This is a genomic window from Sphingomonas benefaciens (assembly GCF_052907485.1).
This window is the reverse complement of record NZ_JBREIC010000006.1, coordinates 110,267-125,283: the sequence shown is the minus strand read 5'-3', so window position 1 is coordinate 125,283 and position 15,017 is coordinate 110,267. Positions and strand designations below refer to the sequence as shown.

The following is a 15,017-nucleotide window of genomic DNA, read 5'->3' as shown; positions in this document are numbered from 1 at the left end:
TTCCTCCTTGCTGCCTTGCGGCGCCTGGTAGGAATCATCGGCCCTTGCGAGGGCGGTTCGGCCGAATGGCCCGGCGGAAATCCATCGCCGTGCCCGAGCATATGCTGTCCGACGGCGACCTGGTCAACCACGGCAGGGTCACGATGAGACCGTTGTTTTGGTGAAGATAAATAATTGGCTCGCCCATGGAATAAACCCCGACGAGCATCGTCTACGCTTTCGAGACCGATGCGCCGGAGGCTTATGCATAGACGAAACTGGATGCTGGGTCTGACTGCTTTAGCCCTGCTCACCGGCGCAGCCGCGGCCGCCCCTGCCGATGGCTACGCCAGCATGGTGTCTGCCGCGATGGACCGGATGATGGCGGGCATGATGGTCAAGCCGTCCGGCGACGTCGACCGCGACTTCGTCGCGATGATGCTTCCGCACCATCAGGGCGCCATCGATATGGCGGTGGCGGAGCTGCGCTACGGTCATAACGAGCAGCTCAAGCGCATCGCACAGGAGATCATCATCGATCAGCAGCAGGAGATCGCCGCCATGAAGCTGGCGATCGGTCAGCCGCTACCCCCTTCGACGCCAGCCCCGACGCAGGGCGGTGACCACCACAGCCATATGGAGCACTGACATGATCCGGACCATCCTGCGCTCGGCCGCCTTGCTGATAAGCGCCGCACCGGGCATCGCCATGGCCCAGCAGGCGCCGTGGAACGCCAGGGACGTGCCTGTCAGCCACCGCGACCGCGTCTATGCATCCGAACAATTCTCCAACACGGTGTCGGTGACGGACCCGGCCGACAACCGGCTGCTCGGCGTCATCAAGCTTGGCGATCCGCAGCCGATGAATTTTTCACCGCTCTACAAGGGGCAGGTGCTGGTTCACGGACTCGGCTTCTCGCCGGACGGGAAGACCCTCGCGGTCGTGTCGATCGCATCGAACGCCGTGTCGTGGATCGACACCGCCACCAACACCGTCAAGCATACGACTTATGTCGGGCGCAGTCCGCACGAGGCGTTCTTTACACCGAACGGCAAGGAAGTCTGGGTCACCGTCCGCGGCGAGGACTATATCGCCGTGCTCGACCCTACGACGTACAAGGAAACCGGGCGCATCAAGACGCCCGGTGGTCCGGGTATGACGATCTTCTCGCCCGATGGCCGATACGGCTATGTCTGTTCGTCGTTCAATCCGGTGCTGGCCGTGTTCGATGTCGCAACCCACGCGCAGGTCGGACAGGTGGCACAGCCGAGCCCATTCTGTCCCAACATCGCCGCGACGCCGGACGGCAAGCAGGTGTGGTTCACGCTGAAGGACATCGGCAAGACGGTCGCATTCGATGCCAGGCCACCCTTCGCAATCCTCAAGGTGCTGGATACCGGGCCGATCACCAATCACGTCAACTTCGCCCGCACGGTCAGGGGACAGTTCGCGTACGTCACGGTAGGCGGGGAAAACGCGGTGAAGGTGTTCCGCACGTCCGATTTCGCGCCCGTCGCCACCATCCCGGTCGGCAAGATGCCGCACGGCGTCTGGCCATCGGGCGACGGCCGGCGCATCTATGTCGGGCTGGAGAATGCCGATGAACTCGCCGCAATCGACACCACAGGCAACAAGGTGGTCGCCACCGTGCCGGTCGGACAGGCACCGCAGGCGATCGCCTATGTGCCGAACGCTGTCCCGACAGGCCCCGGCACCGACAATCTCCAACCGCTCGGTACGGCCGGCAAGGCGGTGCATCTGACCATGGGGCCGGTTGGCGGCAATGGTGCGGCAAGCAGCATCACCCTCTTCGACCAGGGCATCATCCAGGTCGTGCAAAGTGCCGTTACCGGTTTGCAGCCCAAAAAGCCTTACATGCTCGTGCTGACCGCCAACGCGGACGGCAGCGGTGCGGTAGAGCCGCTTGCGAACTTCATGAGCAACCCGGCAGGTGCGGCGATCGTCAACGCATCGGGGCCGATCCGGCAGATCGTTCAGGGCAGCACCGCGGCGCCCCGGCGCTTTCTGGCTGTCGCGGAGGTGGTGAACGGCGCGCCGGGTCGCATCGTGCAGGTGCAGCGCGACTGAGATGGACCCGCTTGCCGCCGCGATCGAACCTCTGATCCCCGGCCTGCGCCGCTATGCCCGATCGTGGTTGCGCGATCGGGCGATGGCGGATGACGTGGTGCAGGATTGCCTCGAGCGCGCAGTCGGGCGCTGGCGACAGCGACGCGGCGTGGAGGTGCGCCCGTGGGTCTATACGATCCTGCACAACCTGTTGGTCGACCATCAGCGGCAGCATAACCGGCGAGGCACGGCGGTTCCGCTCCACCTCGTGGACGACGCTGCGCTCGGCCGCCCGGCCGATCAGGATACAGGCCTGCACCACCGCGACCTGCTGCACGCGCTTGATGCGTTGCCTGAGGAACAGCGAACGGTGCTGCTCCTCGTCTCGGTTGAGGGGCTACCCTATGCGGAGGTCGCTGCCGTCGTCGGGGTGCCGCTGGGCACGGTGATGTCGCGCATAGCGCGGGGGCGCGACCGTCTGGCGACGCTCCTCCGGGAGGGTGAACGGCCGCGATTGAGGAGCGTGCAATGACCAGCCCGATCGGCGAGGACGATCTGGCCGCGTGGATCGATGGCAGGCTGTCGCCCGAGCGGCAGCGCCTGGTCGACGCTTACCTTGAAGGCCAGCCGGATGTGCATGCCCGTTTGCGGGAGCAGGCGGAGCAGGCGCGAGCCCTTGCATCGCTGTTCGCTCCCATCGCGGATGAACCGATCCCGGCGACGATGCGCGTCGCAGCCATCAGGGGACGGCAACGCCAACCGCGTTGGCAACTCGCCATCGCCGCGTCGCTTCTCGTGGCGGTCGGGTTTGGCGGGGGCTGGTCGAGCGCGCGGTGGAGCGGCGAACCTCGCGCGGGCATCGCGGCGCTGGCCAACGAGGCGAGTGACAATTTCCGTGTCTATGCCGCCGACCGGATACGACCGGCGGAAATCGGCCCCGACCAGCGCGCCATGCTGATCCGGTGGACCTCCGCCCGACTGGGTGAGCGCGTGACCATCCCGGACCTCAGCACAGCCGGTTACCGCTATGGCGGAGGGCGACTGGTCGCGACACCCCACGGCCCTGCGGCGCTGCTTCTCTACGATGGACCACAAGCGTCGAAACTCGCGGTGCTGACGAGGCCCATGCAGATCGACAAGACCGCGAGCATGACCAGTACGTCCAGCGGGACCATGGGCCGGATCACATGGGCGGTCGACGGGATCGGCTACAGTGTGGTGGGCGAGCGCCCCGCGGCCGAGCTGCATCCGATCGCCGATGAAGTCCGGCGCCAGGCAGGTGCCGCGCTGGTGTCCTGATAGCGCCTTGCCGCTTCCCGGCGCCGACAGGCACCGGGCTGTCCAGCGCGATCACGGCTTTCGTTCGGCGTCCTTCCTGTCGGCCTCGGCTGGCGTCAGCCTGGCCCGCTCGCGGATGCGGCGTTCGAGCGGAGCGCCCACGAACAGTACGAGCATCGCAAGGCTCAACCCGCCGATGATGAGCGGCCACACCGCCAACCCTGCTGCCGCGCCGATGGTGGCGGTGACCCAGATGCACGCGGCGGTCGCCAGTCCATGCACTTCCTGACCCTGACCGACCCGCAGCACCGCGCCGGCACCGATGAAGCCGACGCCGGACAGAATGCCCTGCATCGCCCGTCCTGCGGCATCGGCGTTCACGTTCGGCAAGCCACTATGCACGATCGCCTGAACGGCGATGCAACTCGCCAGACCGACCAGACCCAGCGTCCGCAGGCCCATGATCTGCCGGTTCTCACGCGAGCGTTCCCAGCCGAGCACCATCCCGGCCGCGGTCGCCACCACCAGCCGGCCAATCGCATCGATCCAGAAAGCGACGTCCGGTGCCGCTGATGCTTCGATCATTCGACCAGCACGTGAACGTGATGCCAGGCGGTGCACAGATAGCCGGCGAAATTCCACATCGTATCCGGCCGCTCGGGCTGTCCCTGCCCGGTCTCGTCGAAGGCACGGGCGACAAGGTGCTGGCGTCCCTTGGCAAGTGTGGCGTCAAGGATCCAGCGCCGCCAGCCCCAGCGCGTCTCCGGATCATCGGCGAAGGTCGCCTGTTGCCAGTCGCGACCGCCGTTCACCGACACTTCGATCCGAGAAATACGGCGGTCATAGGCAATGGCATATCCCTCAATCCGCACCTCTCCGGCGGCCAAACTCTCGCCCGCACCGGGCGAGCAGATCGCGGCGTTGAGCGGCATGGCATTGATCGTCAGACCCTGGCTCCAGTCGACGGTGTCGCTCGTCACAGCGGCGGGGAAGAGCTTGTAGTCGTGCGCCTGGATCGGTGCCTCGGAGGGCGTTTCACGCACCTCGATCCGTGTCAGCCATTTGGCGCTGCGGACCCCGGCATAGCCAGGCACCACCATGCGGAGCGGGGCGCCATGTTCGGGCGTCAGCGGCTCGCCATTCATCGCCCAGGCGAGGAGTACGTCGGGCTCCCGCGCCTTGCTCATGGCGATCGATACCCCGAACAAGGCTTCTTCACCCTCCACGTCCACCTCGTCCGCGCCGGTGAACGCCACGAACAGCTCGGACGCATCCGGCGCGCCGACCGCATCGAGCACATCGGCCAAGCGTACGCCGGTCCACTCCGCATTGCCGATCGCGCCTACGTCCCACGGATCGCCGGAGGTGTTGGCGACCTGCTGGAGATCGGTACGCCGGTTGCCGGCGCACTGGAGAACCGCCGTTACCGTGCGCGTGGCAAACGTGCTCTTCAGTTCCTGCACCGAGAAGAAGCGGCTCGCCATGCCCCTCCCGCTCACCTCGATCCGATGATTGGCGGGCAGATCCGGCACCGGCCCGTGGCTGCGCACGTAGAACAGCGCCTGCGGCGTCAGAAACCGCTCGATCAACGCACCGGGCGTCGGCTCGGCATTGTAGGGATCAGAACTGCGCTCGATCATATCGGTCATGGACGATCAAACGTCGCGGGCACGCGTAACGCTTCAAGTCTTCGAGACCATCGCAGACGAAAGGCTGCCGACCATTCCGATATCCAGATTGGAATGACCATATCAAACGGTTGGTCGTATCGATCTAAGTACGCGATATATGCTGCATGACTTTGGAGCAGCTCAGAATATTCGTCGGTGTCGCGGAGCGCGAACACGTCACCAAGGCAGCGGAGGCGCTGAACGTCACGCAGTCTGCTGCCTCCGGGGCGGTTGCGGCCCTCGAAGCGCGCTACGGCGTTCCGCTGTTCCACCGCGTCGGGCGTGGCATCCAGCTTACCGAGGCAGGCCGCGGCTTTCTGGAGGAAGCGCGCGCGGTGCTGGGGCGGGCAGCGCATGCCGAGACGATGCTCGCGGACTATGCCGGGCTCGCGCGTGGTTCGTTGCGGATCGTCGCCAGCCAGACGATCGCGAGCTATTGGTTGCCGGCAAAGCTCGCCGCCTTCCACGAACGCCACCCACAGATCGCGGTCGAGCTGGCGATCGACAACACCGAAGGCGCGGCAGCGCAGGTGTTGAGCGGCGCGGCGGAACTCGGCTTTGTCGAGGGCGAGGTGGACGAACCGGCGCTTGCCCACTGGAATGTCGGGCATGACCCAATGGTGCTGGTCGGCCGCGAGGAAGCCGAACGCATCGACGAGGCCTGGCTGCGCACTACACGCTGGATCGTCCGTGAGCAGGGATCGGGTACGCGCTCGACTTTCGAGGACGTGCTGCGAACGCGCGGGTTTGATCCGGCCCAGCTGACGATAGCGATGACGCTGCCGTCCAACGAGGCGGTGCGCACCGCCGTTGAGGCCGGTGCCGGCGTTGCCGTCTTGTCGCGATTGGTCGTCGCGCGCGCGCTCAAGGCTGGCGATCTCGTCGAGCTGCCGCTCGGGCTGCCCGACCGCGCCTTTCACGCGCTGCGCCACAAGGAACGCTATCGCACCCGCGCGGCCGACGCGCTGACGGATCTCATCAAGGAGCAGGTCGCATGACTGCCGACACGCACTCCGTTCTCAGCGGCCTCAAGCCGCTCAGCCGGCTCGATCACCCCCGCGAGATGATCCGCCAGTTCACGCCCAACTGGTTCGCCGCGACGATGGGCACGGGCATCCTTGCCCTCGCGCTGCCGCAGGTGCCCGGCATCGGGCCTTCGCTTAAACCTGTCGGCGAGGTGTTGTGGTTCTTCAATATCGCGCTCTTCGCGCTGTTCGCCGGCCTCTATGGCGCGCGCTGGGTGATGTTCGGGCACGAGGCGCGGCGCATCTTCGGGCACAACACCGTGTCGATGTTCATCGGGACCATTCCGATGGGCCTCGCGACGATCATCAACGGCTGTCTCGCCTTCGGCATCGCGCGGTTCGGAAATGGCATCGTGCCGGTCGCGCATATCCTGTGGTGGATCGACGTCGCCATGTCGCTCGCCTGCGGCGTGCTGATCCCCTACCTGATGTTTACCCGCCACGAGCACAGCCTGGACGGCATGACCGCCGTATGGCTGCTGCCGGTCGTCGCTGCCGAAGTGGCGGGCGCCAGCGGCGGGCTGCTCGCGCCGCATCTAACCGATCCCCACGCGCAGATAGTGACGCTCGCGACCTCCTATGTGCTGTGGGCCTATTCGGTGCCGGTCGCGTTTGGCATCCTCGCCATCCTCATCCTGCGCATGGCACTCCACAAGTTGCCGCATGAAAGCATGGCGGCATCTTCCTGGCTGGCGCTGGGGCCGATCGGCACGGGTGCTCTGGGCATGCTGGTGCTCGGCGCGGATGCGCCGGCGATCCTCACCGCGCACGGGCTAGCCGGCGTCGGCACCGTCGCGCAGGGGATCGGCGTTGTCGCCGGGCTCTGCCTTTGGGGTTTCGGCCTGTGGTGGCTGGCGCTCGCGACGCTTATCACCATCCGCTACTGGCGCGCGGGCGTGCCGTTCAACCTCGGCTGGTGGGGCTACACCTTCCCGCTCGGCGTCTACACCGTCGCCACCTTCCGCCTCGGCACGACGCTGAACCTTATGTTTTTCGGTATCGTCGGCACGGTGCTGACGGTTGCGCTCGCGGCGATGTGGCTGCTGGTCGGTGCCAAGACGCTAGCCGGTGCATGGCGGGGCAACCTGTTCGTCTCGCCCTGCATCGCCACCCCGAACTGATCCGCCATGATGATCGGATCAGTCGGTCCGATCACTTGCAGAATGCCCCTTTGATCCGCCAGCGTGACTGGCCACAGGAGAGCCTTGTCATGGACAATTTCGACGCCGGGCTGGCGAGTGAGACCAGCCGTCGCCGCTTCCTCAGCCATGCCGCGCTCGGCACCGCCGGCCTTGCCGCCGCGCCGGCACTGGCGCAGCAGCTCGTCGACCTGAAGCTGCCCGGCGGCAATGCCGAGCGGCCGATGACCAGCGCCTTTCCCGGCAAGGGCAGCATGATCCTCCAGCGCGTCCATCCACCCTTGCTGGAGACGCCGATGGAGGTCTTCGACAAGTCGGTGTTCACGCCCAACGACCAGTTCTTCGTCCGCTGGCACTGGGCCGACATACCGACCTCGATCGACGTCGAAAGTTTCCGCCTCAACGTCTTCGGCCACGTCAATCGGCCGCTGTCGATCAGCCTCGCTCAGCTGCTGCGCCTTCCACGGGTCGAGATGGCGGCGGTGAACCAGTGCTCGGGCAACAGCCGCGGGCTGTTCCAGCCGCGCGTCGCCGGCGCGCAATGGGGCAATGGCGCGATGGGCAACGCCAAGTGGCTCGGCGTTCGCCTGCGCGACGTGCTCGACCTCGCCGGGGTCAAGGCAGGCGCGGTGCAGGTGCGCTTCGGCGCCCTCGATCAGCCGGTCGTGGCGGGCGCTCCTGACTTCGAGAAGGCACTCGACATCGACCATGCCCGCGACGGCGAGGTCATGATCGCCTTCGGCATGAACGGCGAGCAACTGCCGCTCCTCAACGGCTTTCCCTGCCGGCTGATCGTGCCGGGCTGGTACTCGACCTATTGGGTCAAGATGCTGAACGCGATCGAGGTACTGCCCGGCCCTGACGACCAGTATTGGATGGCCAAGGCCTACAAGATCCCCGCGACACCCGGCGCGAATGTCGCGCCCGGTGCCAAGGACTTCCCGACCGTACCGATCAATCGCATGATCCCGCGTAGCTGGATGACCAGCCTGCCCGATGGTCAGGCGATCGCCTATGAAGCGTCGATCCCGGTCGGCGGCATCGCAATGGGCGGCGATTGCGGCGTCGCCAAGGTCGATGTGTCGTCGGACGGAGGCCGCACCTGGTACAGGACGACGCTCGGAGCGGACGAGGGCAGGTACAGCTTCCGTCGGTGGGATGGTCGCGTGCCGCTGCGACGCGGTGCCAACCCGATCATGGTGCGCTGCTGGAACACCAACGGTGTCGCCCAGCCGATGAAGCCGATCTGGAACCCGGGCGGGTTCATGCGCGGCAATATCGAGACCACCACCATCATCGCGGCCTGAGGAGCGAGTAGCATGAAGACCCCGTCTCCCGGCATCATGGCCGCTGGCCTGATCGGCCTGACCGGCATTATCCTCGTCTCGATCGGGGCGCCGAGCAGCCGCAAGGCGCCTGCCCCGATCTCCGAGAAATCCGAGCCGGCACCGCCCACCAGCGTCTCAGCCCGCGGCTTTTCGCTCGCCTCGACCAGCGTCGACCTGCCGGTCGATGACGCTACCTACCCCGATGGTCCGCACGCCGACGTCATCAACGCCAACTGCACTTCGTGCCACTCGGCCAGCATGGCGCTAACTCAGCCTGCGCTATCGGCGGACCAGTGGAAGGCGACCGTCACCAAGATGCGTGAGGTGTACAAGGCGCCGGTGGCCGAGAAGGACGTTGACGCGATCGTTGCTTATCTCACCGCTATGCCGAGCCAGAAAGCGGCACCCGCAACCGGCAAGGCACAGGATCCCGACCCCAAGGTGGCTCCTGATGTCTCAGGTGGAACCGGATAAGCAAACCTCTCGCATAATCTAAAAAGGCGATTTCGACAGACGATCGGCAGCCTTCAGTAGGACTTTTTCAACAGCCACGATCGATTTTGATGCGCCACCATGTGAGAACGCTTAGCAGGGGTGGCGGGCGTATCAAAACACATTCTCGATTGCTGAGGCCCGTGCTAGGGGCGCGGGATGAGTTTTGAGAATGCGTCATGCTGATCGGCTACGCCAGGGTCTCGACCCCCGAACAGGATCTGACACCTCAACTCGACGCACTGCGCGAGGCAGGATGTGAGCGGACGTTCAGCGACAAGGCAAGCGGCGCCAAGGCGAACCGCATAGGGTTGGCCGACGCGCTTTCGCACGCCCGAGCGGGCGATGTGCTGGTGGTCTGGAAACTCGATCGTCTCGGTCGGACGATGAAGGGCCTGGTCGATCTCGCCGCTGACTTGGCGGAGCGCGGCATTGGCCTCCGATCGTTGACGGACGGGATCGACACGGCCGGCACTGCTGGCAAGCTCGTCTTCCACATCATGGCTGCGATGGCGGAAATGGAGCGCGATCTTAATAGGGAGCGCACGACGGCTGCGCTGATGGTCGCCCGGCGTGAGGGCAGGGTCGGCGGCCGGAAAACGGTGATGACCCCCAAACGACTCGAGGCGGCTCGCAAGCTAGTGGCCTCCGGGATGCCGATGCGGGAGATTGCGCCGGCGATCGGCGTCTCGGTTCCGACCCTGTACCGGCATCTTCCGGCACCGGAACAGGATGTCATCGGTGCGGAAGGAAGTCTCGATGCAGATCGGTGAATTGGCAAGCGCTACCGCGACCAAAGTCACAACCATACGGTTCTATGAAGAAATCGAACTGCTCGGCCGGCCCGCTCGTACCGCGTCGGGGCGGCGCACCTATGGTCTCCCGGACGTCGATCGTCTCAATTTCATTCGCAATGCCCGACGGCTCGGGTTCTCGATCGATGAGATCCGCTCGTTGCTGGCGCTCGCCGACCAACCTGAGCGCGACTGTTCGGAAGCGACTGACATCGCGTCGCGCCACCTTGCTGACGTCGAGGAGCGGCTTCGCCAGCTCGGTGCGCTGCGGGATGAACTTGCCTCAATGAGCGCGGCAGGCTGTTGCGCCAAGACGATGGCGGAATGCCGGGTCATCCAGGCTATCGCGCGACCTGTTGCGTAAGGCCCGATTATACGGCTTGATCCTCTAGCGACTGTAGCATGTAGCAGCACCTCCATTCCGGCAACGGGGCCGGGGTGGGAAGGATTAAGTGGACCGCGTGGACGGAGCCGCGGCGGGGTATTTAAGCCGTCGAAGGGTGTTGAAGCAGCTCGGCAGCGGGCTTCTCGGGGCCAGCATCTCTACCGCTGCTGTGAGCAGGGGGCCTCGATCCGGATCGTACTGGCCCGGCTTCGTCGAACCTCCAAGCTGGCATCCTTTGGAAGTGGGAACAGGCGACACCCTGCTTGTCCCGACGAAGGTCGCGGGCGCCGACATTGAGGCAGTGCTCGACACTGGAAGCGGGGCCTCGATCATCAGCCGCCCGCTTGCCGCAAAACTCGGTATGGTGGGCCTCGAACCTCGAACAATATCCGGCCTTAGCAGCCGGGCCGCAGTTGAATTGGTTCGCAATGTCGAGGTGACGCTGGCCGGCGAAGCCCATGTTCTGTCTTTTGCCATCGTTGCTGATCTCGCCGCGATCTCTGCGGCATATGGAAGACCGATCGACATGATGCTCGGAGCCGACGTGCTTGTCGGCGGCTGCGTTGTCCTGAATTTTGAGAGAAAACAGTTCGCATTCGGAAAGAATGGGAGCTTCCTCGGTGGAGAAGGATGGACGATGCTCCCGCTCGAGCGGGGTGCCAGACAGGAACTCCTCCTCCGCGCGTCGGTGAATGGCTCTGGGCCGATACTGCTGATGCTCGATACCGGCAGCTCATCTGCACTGATGTTGTCCTCTGCCTATCTCGATGCGCACCGCTCGCTCGCCGACCGGCCTCACTCAACCGCAGCGCTGGGCGGGGTCGAGGGTGTGCAGATCGTCAAGACGTTCACTGCCGACAAGGTGAGCCTGGGCGGGCTGTTGACAGAGGCAGTCCCGGCCCTCGCCCTGGATCGATGGGCCTCGGCGAGCACGGTGGGCAACATCGGGATGCCGCTGCTGGGGCAGTTTAATATTGTGCTGGACGTCGCCCTCGGACGCCTGTGGTTGCGACCGGCACGGCTTCAAGCGCGTCTGCCGATGCTGAAGGATCGAAGTGGCCTCGGCCTCGTGGCCTCCCCGACAGATCTTGCGGTCATTCACGTGGCGATCAGCAGCCCGGCGGCAAGGGCGGGATGGTTGATTGGCGAGCGGATCGTGGCGGTGAACGGCATTGCGATCGACAGATCCTACATCCGCGGCCGGCTCTGGCAGTGGCGCTATGGCCGCGCCGGAGACCGGATAGCGCTTAGGCTCGCAGACGGCACAACGCGCATGCTCACGCTTGCTGACTACTACTGAAGCCACCACTCGATGCGGCGCTACTGCGAGCGGCTCTCAAATCGCTTGCTTCTATAGTGGCTGGAGGTTGTAGAGAGCCGGCATGTTTCCCGTGTATCTTCGCCATTTCAACGTCGACGGCGCGCCTTTTGACCGCGCGATCCACGCCGCCCCGGTGCGGCTGATCGTTGTCGCGCTCCTGATCCTACTCGGGCTCATTGTGCCCATTTCCACGTTGCGCGCCGCGCCCGCGGCCGACCCGAACGATGTGCAAACTGCCTGGCGACTGCTCGACTATGTTGCCGTTGATTACGAGGGGGCCGTCGATCGCGGCCGTATCAAGAGCGCGTCCGAATATGCCGAGATGAAGGAGTTTGCAGGCTCCGTTTCCTCACGTCTTGCGGCTCTGCCGATCAAGCCCGAGCGAGCGGCGTTGATCTCGGGTGCGGCACGCTTGCAAGGCCTGATCGTCCGCCAGAGGTCGCCCCAGGAGGTCTCCGCGTTGGCACACGGGCTCGCGGCTGATCTGCTGCAAGCTTACCCCGTGCCGCTCGCCCCGACCGCTCCCCCGAGCTTTGCACGTGGCGAAGCTTTGTTCGGTTCGACTTGCGCCGCTTGCCACGGTGCTACTGGAGATGGGCATGGCCCTAGTGCGGCGAAGCTGACCACGCCCCCGATCGCGTTTACCGATGCCGATCGCGCCCGTCAGCGCAGCGTGTTCGCGCTCTATCAAGTGATCAGCCAAGGTATCGACGGAACGGCGATGCAGAGCTTCGCCGATCTGCCGAGCCAGGATCGATGGGCGCTGGCATTCCGCGCCGGCAGCTTTGCCTTCAGCGACGAACAGGCGCGGCTCGGCGAGCGCCTCTGGAAAGCCGATCCGGCGCTGCGCGACCAAATCCCGGACCTCAAGGCCCTTGTAGGCCTCACGCCAGCCTCCCTCGCTGGCAAATTGGGTGAGCAGCGGGCGCGGGCGGCCATGGCTTATCTACGCCGCCACCCGGAAGCCGTGATCGAACAGGCTCCGGCGTCGCTGTCGCTCGTTCGTCAGAAGTTGGCGGCGAGCCTTGATGCGGCTCGCAAAGGTGATAGCGCTGCTGCGAAGGGAATGGCGCTGTCGGCGTACCTGGACGGTTTTGAGCCGGTCGAGCCGACGCTGGGTGCCCGCGACGCCACGCTGCTCGCCAGGATCGAAGGCGCGATGGGTGAGTATCGCGCCGCGGTCGATCAAGGCGCCGCTCCTGACGATTTGGCGAACCGGGTTCTCGTTCTCAACAGCCTGTTCGACGATGCCGAGGCCGCGCTGGCTCCCAACGCCTCTAGCAATGCTTCGACTTTCCTTGGTGCTTTCACGATCCTGCTGCGCGAGGGAATGGAAGCGCTGCTGATCGTGGTCGCCATGATCGCGTTCCTGCGTAAGGCGGACCGGTCGGAAGCGCTTCCATACGTTCACGGCGGCTGGGTGGGGGCTCTTGCTGCCGGCCTTTTGACCTGGGTCGTTGCGACCTATGCGATCGGCATAAGCGGTGCGAGCCGGGAGCTGACGGAAGGCTTCGGATCGCTGTTCGCCGCCGTGGTCCTGCTCTCGGTCGGCATATGGATGCACGGCAAGGCGCAAGCCGACCAATGGCAGCGCTACATCCGGGCGAAGATGACCCACGCCTTGTCGGGTCGCTCTGCCTGGTTTCTGTTCGGGCTCGCGTTCGTCGTAGTCTATCGGGAGGTTTTCGAGACAATCCTATTCTACGCAGCCTTGTGGACCCAAGGTAATGGCGGTGCGCTGCTCGCTGGCGCCGGAACGGCTGTCGGGGTTCTCGGCGTGATTGCTTGGGCGATGCTGCGCTATAGCCGGCAGATCCCAATCGCGAAGTTCTTTGCCTATAGCTCATGGCTGATGGCAGGTTTGACGGTGGTTCTCGCCGGCAAAGGTGTGGCAGCACTTCAGGAGGCTGGCATCATCAACATCGCGCCGATTGCCGAAGCGCCCCGGCTGTCGATGCTCGGCGTGTTCCCCACATGGCAGTCCATTACCGCCCAGCTCCTTATGGCAGTTGCGATCGCCGTTGGCTTCTCGATCAATCGTCGCGAGGGCACCGAGGCACGTGATCTTGCGCCGGCCGAGTAACGTGTTTGGCGGTGCTTCCAGATTTGTGACGTTTGTTCTTACTGCTACAGTGGCTGTAGATTGTAGGGGGCAGGTATGACCGGAAGTGAATCCTCCTCGTGCGGTTGCACGGGGGACTCGAAGCGGGCCGAGCACGACCCTGCCTACCGGCGCGCGCTGTGGATCGTCGTGTTGCTGAACCTTGGCTTCGGCTTAATGGAGATCGTCGGCGGGTTTGTAGCCGACAGCCAAGCGCTGAAGGCTGACGCCCTCGACTTCATCGGGGACGGTACGATCTCGCTTTTCGGGCTCATCGCGCTGGGCTGGACCGCCGCTGCCCGATCCCGGGTAGCTCTCGCTCAGGGCTTGTTCCTCGGTGCATTGGGCTTGGGCGTGATCGCTTTTGCGATTTGGCGCGCCATGACCGCTGTGGCTCCGGAAGCCGATCTGATGGGCGGAATCGGGGTCGTAGCACTGGTCATCAACGTTAGCGCTGCCCTTGTCCTAGCCCGTTTTCGTGAGGGCGACGCAAATGTCAGGGCGATCTGGCTCTTCAGCCGCAACGATGCGCTCGCCAACATCGCGGTGATCGCCGCGGCCGGGCTGGTGGCGTGGACGGGGAGAGCATGGCCGGACCTCGCCGTGGCCGGCGTGATCGCGCTGCTGTTCCTGCACTCTGCCTGGGACATCACGCGCGGCGCCCTTACCGAGATGAACGAACCCGCATGAAGTGCCACCATCACGCGCTGCTGCCGGCGCTACTCTGTTGCTCTGCCTGTCACCGGTTGCGGCGCAAACCGTACCATCGAGACCGGTGCTGACGCTCGACGACGCCGTCGCACATGGGCTGGCGCGAAAGTCCAGAAGCCGCTCGCGACCGTTGTGATTGGTGGGCTGATCTCGGCGACGTTGCGCACTCTGTTCGTGCTACCAACGCTTACGCTCATTTTAGGCATCTCGGCAGAGCACCGGAGTCCTGCAGCGCGGACGCTATGATGGTCCCATCCTGTTCAGTTATTGTCGAACGCAGTCAAAATGGGGCAAGGGCCTTTCGATCCTGAACCGCACTCTGCCGCCAGTCGGTGAAGCGAGGCGCGCACCCGCTCGAGATCATCGATCTTCGCATCCAGCGCCGCGACTTGGTCGATGGCGAGCTGCCGCGCACGGGCACGATCGTTGGTCGCATCCAGCGCCAGCAGCTCCCCGATCTGCTCGAGCGTGAATCCGGCTGCCTGTGCCGAACGGATAAAGCGGAGCCGCCGCACATCATCGGCACCATAGCGTCGGATACCGCCACCGGTGCCGGACCCGCTCGGCCGATCGGGCTCGTCGAGAAGCCCGCGCCGCTGGTAATAGCGCACGGTTTCGACACCCACGCCACCTTCGCGCGCCAGCCCTGCGATCGTCATGCCCGCCATGCCTTGACTCCGGACTATGGTACGTACCCCATATAGGCTAGGCAGACGAATTGGAGAA

General features: G+C 64.9%; 16 protein-coding genes, 1 pseudogene and 1 riboswitch. Of the genes and pseudogenes, 14 read left to right on the top strand and 3 right to left on the bottom strand.

The features are described from left to right. Positions 1 to 21: 21 nt before the first annotated feature. A riboswitch (Fluoride riboswitch) is annotated at positions 22 to 98 on the bottom strand. Between the two features lie 163 nt (positions 99 to 261). Genes ACU5AX_RS17600 through ACU5AX_RS17585 form a run of 4 tightly spaced genes read left to right on the top strand, consistent with a single transcriptional unit; the run spans position 262 to position 3,346 of the window. Beyond that, entirely contained in the window at positions 262 to 627 is a 366-nt protein-coding gene (locus ACU5AX_RS17600; protein WP_078462353.1) for a DUF305 domain-containing protein, read from the top strand. Position 628: 1 nt separating this feature from the next. Beyond that, positions 629 to 2,068, top strand: a complete 1,440-nt coding sequence (locus ACU5AX_RS17595; RefSeq protein ID WP_063690139.1) for a YncE family protein — start codon at positions 629 to 631, stop codon at positions 2,066 to 2,068. Between the two features lies 1 nt (position 2,069). Further along, positions 2,070 to 2,579, top strand: coding sequence for an RNA polymerase sigma factor (locus ACU5AX_RS17590; RefSeq protein WP_446691942.1), 510 nt, complete (start codon positions 2,070 to 2,072; stop codon positions 2,577 to 2,579). Next, a complete protein-coding gene (locus ACU5AX_RS17585) occupies positions 2,576 to 3,346 on the top strand; it encodes an anti-sigma factor family protein (RefSeq protein ID WP_063690136.1) in 771 nt (256 codons plus the stop codon). The genes ACU5AX_RS17590 and ACU5AX_RS17585 overlap by 4 nt, the downstream gene beginning before the upstream one ends. Before the next feature lie 51 nt (positions 3,347 to 3,397). Here ACU5AX_RS17585 and ACU5AX_RS17580 read toward each other — a convergent pair whose 3' ends face one another. Together ACU5AX_RS17580 and ACU5AX_RS17575 are read right to left on the bottom strand one after the other, a co-directional pair. Continuing rightward, positions 3,398 to 3,910 (bottom strand): MgtC/SapB family protein, encoded by a 513-nt coding sequence (locus ACU5AX_RS17580; RefSeq protein ID WP_198355578.1) that lies wholly within the window; start codon positions 3,908 to 3,910, stop codon positions 3,398 to 3,400. Then, on the bottom strand, positions 3,907 to 4,974 hold the full coding sequence (locus ACU5AX_RS17575) for a molybdopterin-dependent oxidoreductase (protein ID WP_007406227.1): 1,068 nt from the start codon (positions 4,972 to 4,974) through the stop codon (positions 3,907 to 3,909). Before ACU5AX_RS17575 ends, ACU5AX_RS17580 begins: the two co-directional genes overlap by 4 nt. Positions 4,975 to 5,120: 146 nt before the next feature. Here ACU5AX_RS17575 and ACU5AX_RS17570 point away from each other — a divergent pair, with 146 nt between their 5' ends. The 10 genes and pseudogenes from ACU5AX_RS17570 to ACU5AX_RS17525 form a co-directional block, all read left to right on the top strand. Further along, a complete protein-coding gene (locus ACU5AX_RS17570; RefSeq protein ID WP_007406272.1) occupies positions 5,121 to 5,993 on the top strand; it encodes a LysR family transcriptional regulator in 873 nt (290 codons plus the stop codon). Then, entirely contained in the window at positions 5,990 to 7,141 is a 1,152-nt protein-coding gene (locus ACU5AX_RS17565; RefSeq protein WP_007406242.1) for a TDT family transporter, read from the top strand. Before ACU5AX_RS17570 ends, ACU5AX_RS17565 begins: the two co-directional genes overlap by 4 nt. A gap of 89 nt (positions 7,142 to 7,230) precedes the next feature. Further along, a complete protein-coding gene (locus tag ACU5AX_RS17560) occupies positions 7,231 to 8,466 on the top strand; it encodes a molybdopterin-dependent oxidoreductase (RefSeq protein WP_198355576.1) in 1,236 nt (411 codons plus the stop codon). Positions 8,467 to 8,478: 12 nt separating this feature from the next. After that, on the top strand, positions 8,479 to 8,961 hold the full coding sequence (locus tag ACU5AX_RS17555) for a c-type cytochrome (protein ID WP_198355575.1): 483 nt from the start codon (positions 8,479 to 8,481) through the stop codon (positions 8,959 to 8,961). Positions 8,962 to 9,158: 197 nt separating this feature from the next. Then, a complete protein-coding gene (locus tag ACU5AX_RS17550) occupies positions 9,159 to 9,752 on the top strand; it encodes a recombinase family protein (RefSeq protein WP_198355574.1) in 594 nt (197 codons plus the stop codon). Beyond that, entirely contained in the window at positions 9,739 to 10,137 is a 399-nt protein-coding gene (locus ACU5AX_RS17545) for a MerR family transcriptional regulator (RefSeq protein ID WP_198355573.1), read from the top strand. The genes ACU5AX_RS17550 and ACU5AX_RS17545 overlap by 14 nt, the downstream gene beginning before the upstream one ends. Positions 10,138 to 10,225: 88 nt before the next feature. Then, entirely contained in the window at positions 10,226 to 11,458 is a 1,233-nt protein-coding gene (locus ACU5AX_RS17540; protein ID WP_446691941.1) for an aspartyl protease family protein, read from the top strand. Positions 11,459 to 11,540: 82 nt separating this feature from the next. Next, on the top strand, positions 11,541 to 13,562 hold the full coding sequence (locus ACU5AX_RS17535; RefSeq protein ID WP_232474404.1) for an FTR1 family protein: 2,022 nt from the start codon (positions 11,541 to 11,543) through the stop codon (positions 13,560 to 13,562). Positions 13,563 to 13,637: 75 nt separating this feature from the next. Further along, positions 13,638 to 14,270, top strand: coding sequence for a cation efflux transmembrane domain-containing protein (locus ACU5AX_RS17530; protein WP_198355572.1), 633 nt, complete (start codon positions 13,638 to 13,640; stop codon positions 14,268 to 14,270). A 117-nt stretch (positions 14,271 to 14,387) separates the two neighbouring features. Beyond that, positions 14,388 to 14,537: pseudogene (locus ACU5AX_RS17525) on the top strand (efflux RND transporter permease subunit); the annotation flags it as partial. 14 nt (positions 14,538 to 14,551) lie between these two features. On the opposite strand, the gene ACU5AX_RS17520 reads toward ACU5AX_RS17525, so the two are convergent. After that, a complete protein-coding gene (locus ACU5AX_RS17520; RefSeq protein WP_443024776.1) occupies positions 14,552 to 14,950 on the bottom strand; it encodes a MerR family transcriptional regulator in 399 nt (132 codons plus the stop codon). Between the last annotated feature and the right edge of the window lie 67 nt (positions 14,951 to 15,017).

Coding starts and splice junctions, on each gene's coding strand:
- ACU5AX_RS17600 (WP_078462353.1), top strand. CDS start 262: ATGCTGGGTCTGACTGCTTTAGCCCTGCTCACCGGCGCAGCCGCGGCC.
- ACU5AX_RS17595 (WP_063690139.1), top strand. CDS start 629: ATGATCCGGACCATCCTGCGCTCGGCCGCCTTGCTGATAAGCGCCGCA.
- ACU5AX_RS17590 (WP_446691942.1), top strand. CDS start 2,070: ATGGACCCGCTTGCCGCCGCGATCGAACCTCTGATCCCCGGCCTGCGC.
- ACU5AX_RS17585 (WP_063690136.1), top strand. CDS start 2,576: ATGACCAGCCCGATCGGCGAGGACGATCTGGCCGCGTGGATCGATGGC.
- ACU5AX_RS17580 (WP_198355578.1), bottom strand. CDS start 3,910: ATGATCGAAGCATCAGCGGCACCGGACGTCGCTTTCTGGATCGATGCG.
- ACU5AX_RS17575 (WP_007406227.1), bottom strand. CDS start 4,974: ATGACCGATATGATCGAGCGCAGTTCTGATCCCTACAATGCCGAGCCG.
- ACU5AX_RS17570 (WP_007406272.1), top strand. CDS start 5,121: ATGACTTTGGAGCAGCTCAGAATATTCGTCGGTGTCGCGGAGCGCGAA.
- ACU5AX_RS17565 (WP_007406242.1), top strand. CDS start 5,990: ATGACTGCCGACACGCACTCCGTTCTCAGCGGCCTCAAGCCGCTCAGC.
- ACU5AX_RS17560 (WP_198355576.1), top strand. CDS start 7,231: ATGGACAATTTCGACGCCGGGCTGGCGAGTGAGACCAGCCGTCGCCGC.
- ACU5AX_RS17555 (WP_198355575.1), top strand. CDS start 8,479: ATGAAGACCCCGTCTCCCGGCATCATGGCCGCTGGCCTGATCGGCCTG.
- ACU5AX_RS17550 (WP_198355574.1), top strand. CDS start 9,159: ATGCTGATCGGCTACGCCAGGGTCTCGACCCCCGAACAGGATCTGACA.
- ACU5AX_RS17545 (WP_198355573.1), top strand. CDS start 9,739: ATGCAGATCGGTGAATTGGCAAGCGCTACCGCGACCAAAGTCACAACC.
- ACU5AX_RS17535 (WP_232474404.1), top strand. CDS start 11,541: ATGTTTCCCGTGTATCTTCGCCATTTCAACGTCGACGGCGCGCCTTTT.
- ACU5AX_RS17530 (WP_198355572.1), top strand. CDS start 13,638: ATGACCGGAAGTGAATCCTCCTCGTGCGGTTGCACGGGGGACTCGAAG.
- ACU5AX_RS17520 (WP_443024776.1), bottom strand. CDS start 14,950: ATGACGATCGCAGGGCTGGCGCGCGAAGGTGGCGTGGGTGTCGAAACC.